This window comes from Kamptonema formosum PCC 10802, assembly GCF_000332335.1.
In the GTDB taxonomy this organism is placed as follows: domain Bacteria; phylum Cyanobacteriota; class Cyanobacteriia; order Cyanobacteriales; family Oscillatoriaceae; genus Oscillatoria.
In genome coordinates this window covers 5,557,889-5,572,524 of sequence record NZ_KB235948.1, presented here as the reverse complement: position 1 = coordinate 5,572,524, position 14,636 = coordinate 5,557,889, and the positions used below count along the sequence as shown (strand labels likewise).

16 protein-coding genes are annotated in these 14,636 nt (G+C 55.6%); 9 read left to right on the top strand and 7 right to left on the bottom strand.

Features of this window, described 5'->3' with window-relative positions:
• Both OSC10802_RS0124470 and OSC10802_RS0124465 read left to right on the top strand, forming a co-directional pair.
• Positions 1 to 679 (top strand): RNA-guided endonuclease InsQ/TnpB family protein (locus OSC10802_RS0124470; RefSeq protein WP_232731748.1); only part of this gene is annotated, 679 nt, incomplete at its 5' end.
• A gap of 18 nt (positions 680 to 697) precedes the next feature.
• Positions 698 to 1,261: a hypothetical protein gene (locus tag OSC10802_RS0124465; protein WP_155968329.1), complete on the top strand. Its 564-nt coding sequence runs from the start codon at positions 698 to 700 to the stop codon at positions 1,259 to 1,261.
• A gap of 11 nt (positions 1,262 to 1,272) precedes the next feature.
• Here OSC10802_RS0124465 and OSC10802_RS0124460 read toward each other — a convergent pair whose 3' ends face one another.
• Positions 1,273 to 2,031, bottom strand: a complete 759-nt coding sequence (locus OSC10802_RS0124460) for an ABC transporter ATP-binding protein (protein ID WP_017719406.1) — start codon at positions 2,029 to 2,031, stop codon at positions 1,273 to 1,275.
• Positions 2,032 to 2,377: 346 nt separating this feature from the next.
• On the bottom strand, positions 2,378 to 3,772 hold the full coding sequence (locus OSC10802_RS0124455; protein ID WP_017719405.1) for an FtsX-like permease family protein: 1,395 nt from the start codon (positions 3,770 to 3,772) through the stop codon (positions 2,378 to 2,380).
• On the opposite strand from OSC10802_RS0124455, the gene OSC10802_RS50935 reads away from it, so the two are divergent.
• From OSC10802_RS50935 to OSC10802_RS41640, 6 genes are all read left to right on the top strand, one after another.
• On the top strand, positions 3,753 to 4,040 hold the full coding sequence (locus OSC10802_RS50935) for a hypothetical protein (protein ID WP_155968327.1): 288 nt from the start codon (positions 3,753 to 3,755) through the stop codon (positions 4,038 to 4,040). The genes OSC10802_RS0124455 and OSC10802_RS50935 overlap by 20 nt on opposite strands.
• Before the next feature lie 168 nt (positions 4,041 to 4,208).
• Positions 4,209 to 4,634: a hypothetical protein gene (locus tag OSC10802_RS0124450; protein ID WP_017719404.1), complete on the top strand. Its 426-nt coding sequence runs from the start codon at positions 4,209 to 4,211 to the stop codon at positions 4,632 to 4,634.
• Between the two features lie 127 nt (positions 4,635 to 4,761).
• A complete protein-coding gene (locus OSC10802_RS0124445; protein WP_017719403.1) occupies positions 4,762 to 5,862 on the top strand; it encodes a helix-turn-helix domain-containing protein in 1,101 nt (366 codons plus the stop codon).
• Entirely contained in the window at positions 5,849 to 6,349 is a 501-nt protein-coding gene (locus OSC10802_RS0124440) for a PIN domain-containing protein (protein ID WP_017719402.1), read from the top strand. The genes OSC10802_RS0124445 and OSC10802_RS0124440 overlap by 14 nt, the downstream gene beginning before the upstream one ends.
• 59 nt (positions 6,350 to 6,408) lie before the next feature.
• The gene (locus tag OSC10802_RS50930; protein WP_155968325.1) at positions 6,409 to 6,693 is read left to right on the top strand and encodes a hypothetical protein; all 285 of its coding nucleotides are present in this window, start codon (positions 6,409 to 6,411) and stop codon (positions 6,691 to 6,693) included.
• Positions 6,694 to 6,761: 68 nt separating this feature from the next.
• Positions 6,762 to 6,962 carry a helix-turn-helix transcriptional regulator gene (locus OSC10802_RS41640; protein ID WP_017719401.1) on the top strand — a complete coding sequence of 67 codons (201 nt, stop codon included), beginning with the start codon at positions 6,762 to 6,764 and terminating at the stop codon, positions 6,960 to 6,962.
• Positions 6,963 to 7,477: 515 nt separating this feature from the next.
• Here OSC10802_RS41640 and OSC10802_RS50925 read toward each other — a convergent pair.
• From OSC10802_RS50925 to OSC10802_RS0124410, 5 genes are all read right to left on the bottom strand, one after another.
• Positions 7,478 to 7,750 (bottom strand): hypothetical protein, encoded by a 273-nt coding sequence (locus OSC10802_RS50925; protein WP_155968323.1) that lies wholly within the window; start codon positions 7,748 to 7,750, stop codon positions 7,478 to 7,480.
• Positions 7,751 to 8,278: 528 nt separating this feature from the next.
• Positions 8,279 to 10,198 carry a glutamine--fructose-6-phosphate transaminase (isomerizing) gene (gene glmS / locus OSC10802_RS0124430; RefSeq protein ID WP_017719400.1) on the bottom strand — a complete coding sequence of 640 codons (1,920 nt, stop codon included), beginning with the start codon at positions 10,196 to 10,198 and terminating at the stop codon, positions 8,279 to 8,281.
• A gap of 514 nt (positions 10,199 to 10,712) precedes the next feature.
• Positions 10,713 to 10,958, bottom strand: a complete 246-nt coding sequence (gene psaC, locus OSC10802_RS0124425) for a photosystem I iron-sulfur center protein PsaC (RefSeq protein ID WP_017719399.1) — start codon at positions 10,956 to 10,958, stop codon at positions 10,713 to 10,715.
• Between the two features lie 356 nt (positions 10,959 to 11,314).
• Positions 11,315 to 12,988, bottom strand: a complete 1,674-nt coding sequence (locus OSC10802_RS0124415) for an alpha/beta hydrolase (RefSeq protein WP_017719397.1) — start codon at positions 12,986 to 12,988, stop codon at positions 11,315 to 11,317.
• Between the two features lie 102 nt (positions 12,989 to 13,090).
• Positions 13,091 to 13,996: a CoB--CoM heterodisulfide reductase iron-sulfur subunit B family protein gene (locus OSC10802_RS0124410; protein ID WP_017719396.1), complete on the bottom strand. Its 906-nt coding sequence runs from the start codon at positions 13,994 to 13,996 to the stop codon at positions 13,091 to 13,093.
• Between the two features lie 367 nt (positions 13,997 to 14,363).
• Here OSC10802_RS0124410 and acpP point away from each other — a divergent pair, with 367 nt between their 5' ends.
• Complete coding sequence (gene acpP / locus OSC10802_RS0124400) at positions 14,364 to 14,621, top strand: acyl carrier protein (protein WP_017719394.1); 258 nt, start codon at positions 14,364 to 14,366, stop codon at positions 14,619 to 14,621.
• Positions 14,622 to 14,636: the final 15 nt, after the last annotated feature.

The following is a 14,636-nucleotide window of genomic DNA, read 5'->3' as shown; positions in this document are numbered from 1 at the left end:
AATTAGTCCCACCGAAGCTGATGGGATAATTGCGTTAGACCCGGGTGTGAGAACTTTCCTGACAGGTTTTGACGGACGAAAATTCTTAGAGTTTGGCAATGGGGATATTGGGCGCATTACCCGCCTGTGTCAGCACTTAGATGATTTGGCCAGCCGAATTGCCAAAGAATCCAACAAAAAGCGGCGGCGCAGCATGAGACGCGCCGCTCACAGGATGCGAGGAAAAATTCGGGACTTGATAGATGAAGCCCACCGCCAAATAGCACATTACCTGACTCGCAATTACCGCTTGATTTTTCTGCCTACCTTCGAGACTTCCAACATGGTTGCCAAGGCGACGCGGAAAATTAAGTCTAAAACAGCGAGGGCGATGCTGACGTGGGCACACTATCGGTTCAAGCTGACATTAAAGCATCAAGCCGAGATGACGGGAACCACCGTTGTGGATGTCACCGAAGAATTCACCAGCAAGACCTGCACTCGCTGCGGTCATGTTCACACTCGTTTGGGTGGCTCCAAAGTTTTTCACTGTCCCAGTTGCGGGTTTACGCTATCGCGAGACTGGAATGGCGCTTTCGGGATCTTCCTGAAAGCTTTGCGGGATACCGCCTCTATCACTTTCATTGGTGATAGTGCTATCGTTGCATTGTCCGGGAATGCCCAGAATAATGTCGCGTAAATGTATCAGCAACCCCCCATGAAAGCAAACAACCTGGATTGGCTGCAGATGGCCGAATATGTATCGCTCGCCGGTGCGGTGATTGGCTCAGTCGCGGCAGTGTCTTTGCAGCAGGTGATTTATGCGGCGGTTCCCCTGTCGCTGTCGCTGCTGCTGAACCTGTTCAACCGGCACCGCTGGGAGCAACTGACCAGGGAAAGGCTAACCGTCTCCATGACCCAACTGGATGTGAAAATTTCCGGCATCAAGGCGCTTTTCGACCGGCGGATTGAGGATTTGAGAGGGGACATCGCCGGGCTCAATCCCGGTGGCGATCTCACTCCACCGAGCCTGCAGCTGGAGACTCTCGCTGCAGCTACTGTGCAGCTGCAACAGCAGATGGGCGAATTGCAGCAATCCGTTGCGGCGGTGCGCTACCAGCTGGAAGTCCTCACGGAGTCGGCCAATATCCCGCCGGCTGCCGGTGCGAGCCAACCCTATGCCGGCACTGCCGGTGGGGCAGAAGCGGGCACAAGCGCCCTCGTCCCGCGACCAGAAGGAATTGTAGACCCCCAGCAAGTGTTGCGGCGATATCACTGGTAGCGGAAAACATCTCAGCGGTGGCGCGGCGTGATTTCTCCATCTTCGAGATATAGCACCCGATCGGCGACATCGACAATCCGGGGGTCGTGAGTCACCATCAGCACCGTGGAGCCGCCTTCTTTGGCCAGCCGGCGCAGCAGCTCAATCACCGCGTGCCCACTGTGGGAGTCCAGCGCTGCAGTGGGCTCATCGGCCATAATCAGCTGGGGATTGCCGGCGAGGGCTCGCGCAATGGCCACCCGCTGTTTCTGTCCCCCCGACAGATCCCGGGGGTGCAGCTTGGCTTTATCAGCCAGCCCCACCTGCTCCAGCAGCGTGTGGGCTTGCTGGCGGGCTTTCCGTCCCCGAATCCCTTTAATTTCCAGCGCCAGCTCAATGTTCTCAGCCGCTGTCAGGGCTGGAAACAGGTTAAACCCCTGAAAAATGAAGCCGATGTTTTTCAGGCGGAACTGGGCGAGCTGGGCGCGAGACATCTTGGTAATTTCTTGCCCGAGGAGAAAAACCCTGCCGGCAGAGGGGGTGAGCATCCCCGCTAAAATTGACAGCAAGGTGGTTTTGCCGGAACCAGAGGGACCCATGAGCAGCTGGATCTGGCCTTGCTGGATTTCCAGGTTAATGCCTTTGAGGGCTTGATACCACTGCTGTCCCGACTGGAAAACCATCCCCACCCCCCGGGCGGCGATCGCGCCGGTTCTGGCACTGACCGAGCTTTTGGCCTTCGAGTCCACTTGAGCAACGCGGTTGGCAATGTGAAGTTGAGAAGCTGTCATAGGTTCAGGTTGTGAGGGGGTTTGCTGTAGCCGGCAATACAGGAAAACTAAAAATTGCGTTTAGGTAGCGGTTATTTAATATCAAGTCCTGTGGGTTGACCATAATACAACCGATTTGCAGGAGTGGGGAGCAGGAGTGCGGAGCGCAACACGGATCTGTTTGGGACAGGGATGGCTCACCCTATCCGCTTACAACAAAAGCTTATTAGGGGTAGCAGTTTGATATAAATTCCTAATTAGATCGGGATAAATTCGCAAGGATAACTCCCTAACTCTCTCATCTTACTTTATAGTATTTTCCCCCTATCGGCAGAAATTCCTGAGATAAACGCCTGAAAACTTGAGATTAGGCTTTGAAGACCACTGCCGGATCGAGGCGGGTGACTTTTTGAATGGCGAACAGGGCTGAGCTGACACACATTACGACAGTGATGGCAAATACGGCACATGCGGTTGCCGGCGCGATCAATATGACGATTCCCTGACTGGCGAGTGTCCATTTTCCCACCCCCCAGCAGACAGCCATCCCTGGCAGATAGCCGAGAACCGCCATCCATAAAGCCTGCTCCACAATGATGCCGTATATTACCCAGTCAGACGCACCCATTGCCTTGAGAGTGCCAAATTCTTTGATGTGATCGGAGGCGGAAGCGTAGAGAATTTGACCGACAATCACCGTGCCCACAATCACGCCCACCGCCGCCCCCAGTCCGAGGATGAAGCCAATTCCTGTTCGCTGCAGCCAGTAGCTGCGAGTTCGAGCGGCGATTTCAGTGCGCGTGTAGGCGCGGGTGTCGGGCAAAGCCGCTTCCAGGTTCCGCTTGAGCTGTTCTAGATCGTGGCCCGGTTTGGCCCGCACGAGGATATAAGTGATGCGGTCGCTGGCGGTTAATTTTTGAGGTGCCGGTGGGGAGTGTTGGGCGGTGGCGGCGGGGATGCTGCCGGTGGCGGCTAACTGCTGCAGCTGCTGGGGAGAGAGATTGGCCAGCTGTGCGGCGAGCGTGGGATCGGGGATTTTGCCGGAGGCGGCTAATTTCTGCAGCTGTTCGGGAGGGAGATTGGCCAGCTGTGCGGCGAGGGCGGGATCGGGGATTTTGCCGTCAGCGGCAAGCTGTTGCAGCTGCCCTGCAGTTTGGGGCGTAGCGCTGAGGGTGGAATTGACGTAAGCGTAGGCATTTTCCAGGGAGGTGAACAGGAAAGAATTGGATACGATGGATTGATTGCCTCGCGTCCAGCCCACCAGTCGCGCCCGAAAGGCACCCATTTCCACTTCATCGCCCACCCATTCGACGTTCAGGGATTTGAAGCTGCCTCGATCGGCGATCACGGTGTAAGGCTGGTTGAGGAAGCTGAGGTTTCCGCGCTCGATATTGCCTGGTGCAAATAGTTGGCTGGCGGGGTCAAATCCAATCGCCCTGACGGGTACAATGTTGCCATCTTTGTCGCGCCAGAGGGCACCTTGGACAATTAGGGCTTCGGCGCGATCGACACCGGCGACTTTTTGCGCTTGCTCGACTCGCTCGTAGGGGACTGGCAGAGATAGCTCGAAGCTGACCATGTATTTTGACCCCACCCAGATGTCGGCTTTGGAACTGTCGATGAGCAGGGAGGTGGAGCGCGTGAATCCATTGAGGATGCCGGTTTGAATGCTGACGAGGCTAACGGCAAACATTATCCCCGCTTGGGCGATCAGGAAGCGGGGGATGTCTTCAAATAAGTTTTTGCGCGCAATTGAAGCCATTCTGGGGGGTGCTGTGGGGGGTTTGGGGTGCGGGCAGGTGTTGGGACTGGGGGCGGCGGGCGACCGGCGCTTTTTGAAGCCGGTTTGCCTCTACAGTGTATTCGACGCTGGGGGATTTGGCTCGGTTCAAAAGTTGGTCAATATCCGCGCTGGGGAATGCCGGTGCTCTGGTTGCCGGTGCCGGTTGGGGTGCCGGTGTGTGTTGTTTGCATATTTTAACAGGAAGCTCTGCCTCCTAGCGGGATGGCTTTCGGTGAGCCAGGATTAGGGGATTAGGGGATTAGGGGAAAAAGACGGCTGCCGGCTTCTACCTTGGATCAGTTTTAGGAAAATTATTTTTTTTATAAACTGCCCCTGTGAACTAGCGCCAAGGAAAGAAAGAGGATTTCACAAATGATTTAGAATTGATAGAGCGGCGATTGTAGAAGCAAATGATATGGAAATTGCCGAACTGAGGCAAAGTCAGGCTAGCCTTGGTGCCAGGAGCGGCGAACTCAGGGAAGGTCAGGCTATGCTGGATCAAATTTTAGCAGGACCGCAGGAGCAAAATGCCGAATTTCGGCGCACTGCTAATGCTGGTTTAGAGCGGATTGACCGGCAGGCAAGCGGAACCGTCAGATGGAGCCTGTCCGGCGGGAGCCGGCGCACTCAGGGACTAAGACAAACTTTCTATTCAGAAAGCGGCGCATTTAGAGGCTTATATCGTTTAATTACCGAAAAAATGCGACAGTCAATAGCGGAATTAACGAATAATTACTTATCGAAATTAGGGGCGGGCGCGGCACAGGCAACCCACTCACTAGCCACCGGCACCCCAACCCAATTAGCATCTGCCGCAGCTCCTACGTTTGCGCTGCGGTAACGGAACAGGTAGGCTCAGCCCAGGGATAGATGTAAAATAGCTTTTACAATTTAGAGTATAATGAAAAAATATAGAGGGAAAACCTTTTACAAAGCCAGTCGGCACAGCGACCGAGAGCAACAGAGCTATGAAAGAGACTATCGCTGGCAACCTAACCCGCTACCGCAAAGGTCTGGGCCTGTCCCAGGACCGACTAGCAGAGATGGCGGGGGTGACTCGCCAGAGCATCCACAATTACGAGAGCGCCAAAACCCTACCCGACAGCAAAACCCTGTCTGCCCTAGCTCGTGCCTTGGGCGTAACTCTCGATGACTTGCTGCGCTCCGAAGCGGAGGGGCTGCCTAACTTCCGCTTCCGCGCCCACAACTCCTTTGACAAGCAACCGCAGTTTGCCGCTCAAGTGCTGCGCGTGCTGGAAACATACAGCGCCCTGGAGCAAGCCGTCGGTTTACCCCCCTATGCCCCAGAAAGTACCCCTTGCCATCAAGTAGAAGGTAACGAAAAGCGCATTCAGGAAATCGCCGCTCAGTTTCGCCACCGTCTGGGAATAGGGGATGCTCCCATCTTCAACCTATTCGCAGCGGTGGAAGAAATTGGCTTGAAAGTCCTGCGCCAACCTGTCCCGATATCAGGGTTCTTTGGTCTGAGTGCCTGTAGCGCCGAGCAAGGGGCGTTCATTTTGGTGAGCAGTCATAATATCTCCATCGAGCGGCAGTTATTTACCTTAGCGCATGAGATTGGACACCTGATCTTCCATCGAGGCGAGTACCAAGACACTCTCATGAAAGAGGGAACCAAACAAGAAGAAAAAGCCCGGGAGAAGGTGGCTGATTACTTTGCCGGCCATCTACTTGTTCCCCAAGGGGAATTCGAGCGCATCTATCAGCGCACCCAGGATATCGTTAAACTCAAACGGCATTTTCGGGTGAGCTATCTGGCGATATTGCGCCGATTAGCGGACATGGGAATCATTGATTTCGCCAAAAAGAAAGCTGAAATTTGCGCAATTTACAAAAACCGCTACCGCTCATCTCTCCAAAATTCAATGGAATTGCCTCCTGCGCTCGCTCCAGAAGACTTTCCTGAAAATGAGCGGCACACCGATCTGATTTTACAGGCGTTAAAATTAGGCAGAATTTCCGAACTAAAGGCTGCGGAACTTCTAGACTTAACGGTTGAAGAGCTGCGGGTGCGCCGTCAAGAATCTGAGGTCTATGCCATCCTTTAAAGGAACGATTTTGGACGCAACCGCTCTCATCGACTTTCGCTGGCTCAACGAGTGGAAATGGCTGCAGCAGCGCTACAGCCCTCTGTACATTGCTCAGGAAGTCCTGGACTCCGATCGTCTTGAAGCAGCGACCCGCCAAGCAGCCAGCGAATACCTGAGCCCTCTCACCCTAGAAACTGAGGAGATGTTTGCAAGTTTTATGGAATTTCGCCGGCGTTCGTTGCTGCTCAGTGAAGCTGACCGCTCCACACTGGCCATTGCCCGCCATCAGTTATTATTGTGTGCCAGTGATGATGGGTTAGTTGTTGAAATTTGTGAGGAATACGGCATTCCCCACACCCGGACGCTGCGCTTGTTGAGTGAAAGGGTAGAAACTGGACACAAAACCGCAGCAGAAGTTATGGCAATGGCTGATATGTTAATTAACGATCGGGAGAAACGGATTCGTCCCGCCATTTTGGATTCTTGGAGAAGAAACTTACAGTAATATTGCCCGAAAGAACAAATTGACTACTGGCAATTAAGCTGTTAAGCTAATAATGCTGCTTGTTGGGGAAACGAGGCAGTCGCTTCGGAACTGCGCACACCGCCACCGATGAAAATTATGCGCTCTTACGAGGCCCGCCGATTGGGCTAAAGCCCAACTACAAACATGCACCCCCACCGGCACCCCCACCGGCACCCCCTCCACCTCCTATCGAGAATGGCCCAGCCCTGCTAGCCGTCGTGGGGGAGCTTGTGGTGTGGCCCATGCAACTGCCCTCTCCCGATGGCAAAAGGTACGCTCACCCCTCCCCTGTGTGTAAAATAGCTCTTGACACTCCACAGTAGAATCAGCCAATATAGAGGGTGAAAGTTTGGAAAAACGACTCTACCCAGCGACCTACAGGAACACATCCATGAAAGAAACCATCGCTGGCAACCTAACCCGCTACCGCAAACGTCTGGGCTTGTCCCAAAAGCGACTGGGAGAGATGGCGGGGGTGAGTCGCCAGAGCGTCAACTACTACGAAAAAGCCAAAACCCTGCCGGAGAGCAAAACCCTCTCCGCCCTAGCTCGCGCCTTGGGCGTCACCCCCGATGACTTGCTGCGTTCCTAAAGCGTAAGGCGGCTTAACTGCCGCTTTCGCCGGCACGCCTGTTTTGAGGATCCACCCCAGCCTTGTCCGCTCAAATCTTGCGGATGCTATAGCGATAGACAGTCAGTTTAGGACACTGGGATATTAAGTATAGCAGTATGCATTTAGGTTAGTACATGGGCATCATCGCATCACGCATGCATGGCATCACGCAAAAGCTGGTAGGGTCGGGTTTACTAACATCTGGTAAAACCCAGAGACATTTTGGGTGAACCCGCCCCTACTTACCCCATGCGCATGATCCCGATGCGCACGATCCCCATAAGCCATGTCATTAATGTCTTAACCAATATGACTACTGCTATATAATGTGGTGTGGGGTGGGTTCCTCAGTCGTACCGGTTGCCGGCTCAATCGTACCGGTTGCCGGCTCAGTCGTACCGGTTGCCGGCTCAGTCGTACCGGTTGCCGGCTCAGTCGTATAGATTGCCGGCTCAGTCGTATAGATTGCCGGCTCAGTCGTACCGGCTGCCGGCTCAGTCGTACCGGCTGCCGGTTCTGTGGTATAGTGCCGGCTCAGTCGTACCGGTTGCCGGCTCAGTCGTATAGATTGCCGGCTCAGTCGTATAGATTGCCGGCTCAGTCGTATAGATTGCCGGCTCAGTCGTATAGATTGCCGGCTCAGTCGTATAGATTGCCGGCTCAGTCGTATAGATTGCCGGCTCAGTCGTATAGATTGCCGGCTCAGTCGTATAGATTGCCGGCGAAACCGGAGTGGGGGGTTTACCCGAGATATCTGTTGGGAGCAAAGATGGATATAGCAGCAGTCATATTGGTTAGGACATCCGTAGCCTAGGGGAAAAGGCGTATCCCGCCGGTCCTATAGCAGCAGTCATATTGGTTAGAACAGTAGAAGCTTCGGGAGCGGGGGAGCAAGGGAAGCAGGAATGTAGGTTTTCCCTCTGTGCCCTTAAGGTGTCTGGGACAGGCGAGACGCCTGTCCTACATCCTAACCTAAGTGGCTAATTCTATAGCAACTGTGCGGCGCTCCTAGAACAAGCCGTCGGCTTCCCATATCCTTCAGAACGCACCTCTTGCCACCAACCAGAGGGCTGCGAAAGCGTATTGCCGAGACGGCTTCTCTGTTTCCTCGCAGTCTGGAATTGGGGGAGGCAAAAACAAAAAAGGAGGCAGAGCCTCCAGATAGACGTTCCCAGGCTCCGCCTGGGAACGAGAAACAAGTAACTGTTGGGCATTAGCCCAACTACAAACCTGCTCTACGTTCCCAGTTTGAGACTGGGAACGAGAAGCTCTTGGGCATTAGCCCAACTACAAACCTACTCCACGGTCACCGACTTGGCCAAATTCCGGGGCTGATCCACATCCAGCCCCCGGCGAGCGGCAATGTGATACGCCAGCAATTGCAGCGGAATTACCGTCACCACCGGCGAGAGCAACTCATCGACTGCCGGCACCGGCAGCACATTCTCAAATATCTCAGCCGTCTCGCCCCCATTGAGCGATGTCACGCCAATCAGCCGGGAATCCCGCGCCTTAGCCTCCTGCGCATTGGAGAGGACCTTTTCGCAGACACTGCCCGGCATAGCGATCGCAACCACCGGCACCTTGGCATCCAGCAGTGCGATCGGCCCGTGCTTCATCTCACCAGCTGGATACCCCTCTGCATGAATATAGCTGATTTCCTTCAGCTTCAGCGCCCCTTCCAGAGCGATCGGGAAATTAATCCCCCGCCCGACAAAAATAAAATCCCTCGTCTCGCCAAAGTCGTGAGCCAACTCCTCAATATAGCGCTCCTGACTTTCCAGAACCTGCTCAATTTCCCCGGGCAGCTGGCGCAAACCGGCGATAATTTTTTCCAGCTGAGCTGCCGGCACAGTTTTGCGCCGGTAAGCCAAATCCAGAGCCAAACAGTAAAACGCCATCAGCTGGGCGACAAACGTTTTCGTCGCCGCCACGCCAATTTCAATGCCGGCGCGGGTGTCAATAATGTGCGGCACCAAATGCCCAAGCGACGACTCAGGGCGATTCGTAATGCCCAGCAGTCGCGCCGCAAAGCGCTGCGGGTGGCCCTCCCGCCGCTGCAGCTCCATGGACAGAGCCGCCAGCGTGTCAGCCGTTTCCCCAGACTGGCTAATCCCAACCGTCAGCGTATTCGGAGTTATCGGAGCCGGTGCGTAGCGAAATTCCGAAGCGTACTGCACCACCGTGGGAATTCCCGCCAGCTGCTCCAGCAGGTATTTCCCCACCAAACCCGCGTGCCAGCTCGTGCCGCAGGCGAGAATTTGAACACTTTCCAAATCCGCATACAGCTGATCGGGGAGCCCCAGATTCACCGGCCCGGCTGCCGGTGGGCCATCTCCTGCCGCCGCCCCAGCGTGCCAGTCACTGTTCAAATAAGCCTCTAAACTGGCTCGCACCACTCCCGGCTGCTCGTAGATTTCCTTGAGCATGAAGTGCTTGAAACCCTGTTTCTCCACCTGCACCGGGTTCCAGCTCAGGGTGCGGGGATATTTCTTCAGCCGGCTGCCCGAGAAATTATACACCTCAACCCCTAGCGGCGTCAGCCGCGCCAGCTCCCCATTTTCCAGGGGCAGAACCGCGCGGGTGTGGGGCACCAGAGCCGGTGTGTCCGAGGCGCAGAAAAACTCACCTTGGCCAAACCCAATCACCAGCGGGGCTTGCTGTCGGGCCACAATTAACTCATCCGGGCAGTCCGCGCAGATCACAGCAATGGCAAACGCCCCCTGCAATTCATTAACCGCCTTGCGCACCGCCTCCAAAAAAGCAGAAGGGGAGAACGGCGCAGACGGCTCTGAGGACACAGATAAAAAGTCAGCAATCAGGTGGGGGATAACTTCCGTATCCGTATCCGAGCGAAACTCGTGCCCCCGCGCTTTGAGCGCCTCCCGCAACTCGCGGTAGTTTTCAATGATGCCATTTTGCACCACCGCCACTCGCTTCGCCGTATCCATGTGGGGGTGGGCGTTGTACTCCGCCGGCTTGCCGTGCGTCGCCCAGCGCGTGTGCCCAATGCCTATTTGGGCTGGAGTTTCCATACCGGCCAGCTTTTCTCGCAGGTTGTGGAGCTTCCCTTTCGCCCGCACGCAATGAACTTCACCCTCCCACACCGTAGCGAGGCCAGCCGAATCGTAACCCCGATACTCCAGTTTCTCCAACCCTGCCAGCAAAATCTCACTTGCCGGTCGGGTGCCTATATAGCCAACGATTCCGCACATCTATAACACAACTCCATCGAGTATTGTCAAACTTCCTTCTCAGAGCAGACAGTAATAGACGCTGATTGACTAGAATGTAGATGGGCGTTCGGACTTCTAGCCCTCACAACCCACTTAAAAATTGGGATCTTATCCCAATTCCGACAAAAAGTCATCCCTGTGACTTAAGGGTCAAGAGGGATAGGGGATGTCTGGCAGTACATTCTCAGCGCAGATAGCGCCTGTGTTCCCCTCATACTGGGGGGAAGGCACAAGCGTCGCTCTTTCCCCCCAGTAGGGTGCCAATCGCTCTGTCTGTGATTGTCCATCTGAAAAGGAACTGTGATGACAAGAATCTACTTGCTACAACCTAATTGGCTATCAGGAAAACGTCAAGAAGCTTCCGGGCTCCCAAGGGGGAAGCTGCCTTGCAGCCCAAGCAACAGCAGGCTAAAAGTCCTTTCTGCCGCTTGAGGCTGCAAGACAGACCGAGATCGCTGCCTATTTCCTGGTGCGGATCTGTCTTGCGGGTTGCCTAGTAAGACAGAGCCATACTGCGGGTCGTTTCAGCGCCCAGGTAAACCCGGATGCTCAGAAAGTCTGTAGGACAGGCAGTCTCACACCGCTTGCAACCCACACAGTCTTCCGTGCGCGGGGATGAAGCAATCTGGCCAGCTTTGCAGCCATCCCAGGGCACCATCTCCAGAACGTCTGTCGGGCAAGCGCGGACGCACTGGGTGCAGCCAATGCAGGTGTCATAGATTTTAACTGAATGAGACATGATATTAAGGCTCCAGTGGAGGTACAAGATGTGGGCAGTCTGTGCGGGCGTGCAGATTTAACCGCACTGCGTACCGCTGTGCCGCGCTTCACAACAGGCGGCCTACTTCAAAAATCAAAGCTTAGTTTATCGTAGAGCCTTAGTACCCTCCTACAAAAGGCAGCAAATCTTCAAATAGCTTAACATTTTTCCTGTGGGCCGTCCCAGGACAGCCCACCAGCCCACACCCCTTTCGCCAGACCCCAACCGCCATCTACCGGTCAAAACTCCGCCGAAATAACTCACTTTATTCTTATTCTTGGCGCTCTTGGCGTCTTGGCGGTTCAAATAAATTAAAAAAACTAAACAAACGTAAATCATCTCAAGCACCGGCGTTCCAAGCGCCGGAACCAGCCCGAACGCACGACAAAAACAATCGCCACCACCGGCAGCAGCAGCATCTGGCCAACCATCTGCAGGGTCAGCGCCACATTACTCGCCGCCACAGACAGCACCCCCTGCTGAAATCGCAGGTACAAAATCCCCACCAGCAGCAGCACCAGCACAGCGAGGAGCGCACCCAGCCGCCGGGAAATCCTGCCGGTGCCGGTGAGACGCAGGGGGCGGCGCAATTGCGACACAGCTTTAACCGCAGCGCTCTCCAAACCCGTTAAAATCATTCCAGGCCAGATTACCTCCAGCCACATCAGGCTCAAAAACAGCCAGCTGAACTGCAGCTTCAGACTGTAAGCCGGAAAAAAAGCCAGTTTCACCAGATGAGAGCAGTTGTAAAGCAGAAAAACAGGCCACTGGAGGAGGAATTGGGGCAAACCGGCAAGATACGCTGGGTGGGCGAGAATTTCGCCGCTGCCGCAAAGTAAAGCCGGCAGGGCGAAAATCTCCAGACAGACAATACTGTAAAGAGCGAAAACCCGAACAGCTGGGGGAAATTTCTCAGGGGAGCGCAGGGCGTAATTCGTCACCACAAGCAGGGCCAAGCAGAACAGCAGCACAGTGCTGGCCCCCCTAGACGGGCCGGCCCCAGTGCTGCCCAGCCCCCAAACAGCGCTGGCGAGGGCCACGATGACAAAGACAGCACAGCCCCGGTAGAGCTGGCGGGCTTGCGGGTGCACCACCGGCGCACCCGCCCGCAAGAACATAAAAACGCCGGTGGCCAAGCCGCCGGCCTGCGTCAGGAGCAGGCCCAAAATGTACCAAGGAACGACCGGCGGCAGATTTCCAGAGGGCACATCGAGAGCGAGTTGGGCCCACCTGACGGCTTGCCGGAGCAAAAACGGGTCGTAGGGTGCGGTGAGGTGATCGGCGGTGGGAGAGACAGCCAGCATGCGGGCGGTGCCGGCGGCAAAGTTGCTGGGGCTGGTGCCGGTGGCCTGCTGTATCATAGTGCGGGCTTCCTGGGGAGGATTCAGCTGCTCGTAGAGCCCGACGCCGGCGAAGAGATTTTTCGGGACAGTGGGGCTGGCAATGCCACTCATTCCCAGCATGATGGTCGCTCGCAGCTGCGGGTCAGCTTGGGCCAGTTCCAAAGCCGTCCGGGCTCCCAGAGAGTGACCGGCGATGCCTTGGCGGCGGAGATCGAAGCGTTGCGGGTTAGCCCGCAGGTAATCCAGCACCGCTCGGGCATCAGCCCGGTTACTCCCATCAATACTGTCAGTATTTTGGGTTGCGAAAGGCTGAGCGCCCCGGCGGGCTGATTCCCCGAAACCGCTGAAGTCGAAGGCAATCGCCGCAATGCCGTGACGGGCGAGTTCGGCAGCCAGTGGGGACATCACCTCCTTGCTGGCGCTGACACCGTGGCAGAGAACCATCACCGGGTGTGGGGCGGGGGCGGTTTTCGGGGTGTACAGGCGTGCGACCAGCTGCCCGCCGGCATCCGTGTGGATGGCCACAGACTCGGACTGAACCGCACTGGGATTGAAAGCGGCACACAGCAGCAGGCCAAAGGCAAGCAGCAGGACACCCAGCAGCAAGCCGGTCGGGCGTACTGGGATTTTGGATTTGGGATTTGGGATTTTGTCTCGCTCGGGCATCTCAAATTACGCCCCAGAAACCGGGTTTCTTTTGGAAACCCGGTTTCTGCGCACCTCACGAATAAGAAAAACGTTACAGCCGTCTGGCCCGCCGCCATGCCCTTACAGGCCCAGTTTTTGCAGCACCGGCTTCGTGGGGACAACGTGCCGGTCGAGTCCGAGCTGTTTCGGGTCAGCCCCCAGGGCGAGGGCAACCAGCTGGGGCAGGTGCAGCACCGGCAGCCCCAACTTGCGCCCCATTGCCTTTTCCACTTCTGGCTGGCGCGAGTCGAGGTTGAGGTGGCACAGCGGGCAAGGCGTTACCATACAGTCTGCCCCGCTGTCAAGTGCTTCTTGAATGTGCGCGCCTGCCATTTGAAAAGATTCGGCGGAGGCATAGCTAGAGATTGGCCAGCCGCAGCACTGGGTGCGCCCCCGGTAATAGACAGGCGTCGCCCCAACAGCCCGGAAGACATTTTCCATAGATTCGGGTTTGTAGGGGTCGTCATAGGGCATGTGGGTTTGGGCCCGCAGCAGGTAGCAGCCGTAGAACGCCGCACACTTGAGAGCGCTCAACTTGCGGGTGACGCGGTTTTGAATCTCCTGGAGGCCGTAATCCGAAACCAGAGCCCAGAGGAGATGTTTAACCTCTGTTGCGCCCCGGTAAGGCGAACAGCCCTGTTTTTGGAGTAAACTATTAATCTCGCTAAGATAGGCTGGGTTAGTCGTCTGGAATTCCTTCAGGCGCTCATCCACATGGCCAATAACCCCCTGACAGGTGCTGCAATGGGTGAGCAGCGGCAGATTCAGCTCCTCTGCCAAAGCGATATTCCGAGCGTTGACAGTATCTTCGAGCAGCTGGGAATCTTCCTTAAACGTGCCAGAACCGCAGCAGGAAGCTTTTTTGAGCTCGACGAGTTCAATCCCCAAGGTTTGGGTGAGGGCGAGCGTGGACTGGTGCAGCTCTCGGCAGGCTCCTTGGGCAACGCAGCCGGGGAAATAAGCGTATTTAAGCGTCTGGGATGGCATAGCTGTAAGTCAGTGCTGATGATTCAGCCAAAGGGATTTCGGGAGATGCGACAGACACTCCCTCTCTATGATGTCTCGCTGCTAGGGAGACTGGGGGGGATTTCTCATATTCCTTTAACCCCCGGTTTTTGGCCTCTTGGGGTGTCAGCTGAGCTATTTAATAGGGGGCGTCTGTCCACCGCCGTTGCGCTCCCCCTTTCCGATAAGATGGGAAAGCACCCAGACCGGCTTGTTGAGGGCCCGGGAGTTATAGCGACTGACCGGGACCCGAAAGACACAAGCGGGAATGGCAACTGGGTTAACGTAAAAGAGAACCAACAGCGAGCCGGCTTCAAAAGCGGCTACAGCATCCAACGAGGACATCGGTATGAATAAAGAGGAAATTTTGGGAAAGGTCAAGGAGATTGTCAAGGAACAGCTAGAAGTCGAGGAGAGTAAAATCACACCTGAAGCCAGGTTTAACGACGATCTGAACGCTGATTCCTTGGATACGGTGGAATTGGTAATGGCGCTAGAAGAAGAGTTTGGTACGGAGATTCCGGACGAAGCCGCTGAAAAGATTCTCACGGTTCAAGACGCTGTGGACTATATCAGCAAGAAACTGGAAGAATCCCCAGTAAAGTAGTGAGTCAGAAGCCGC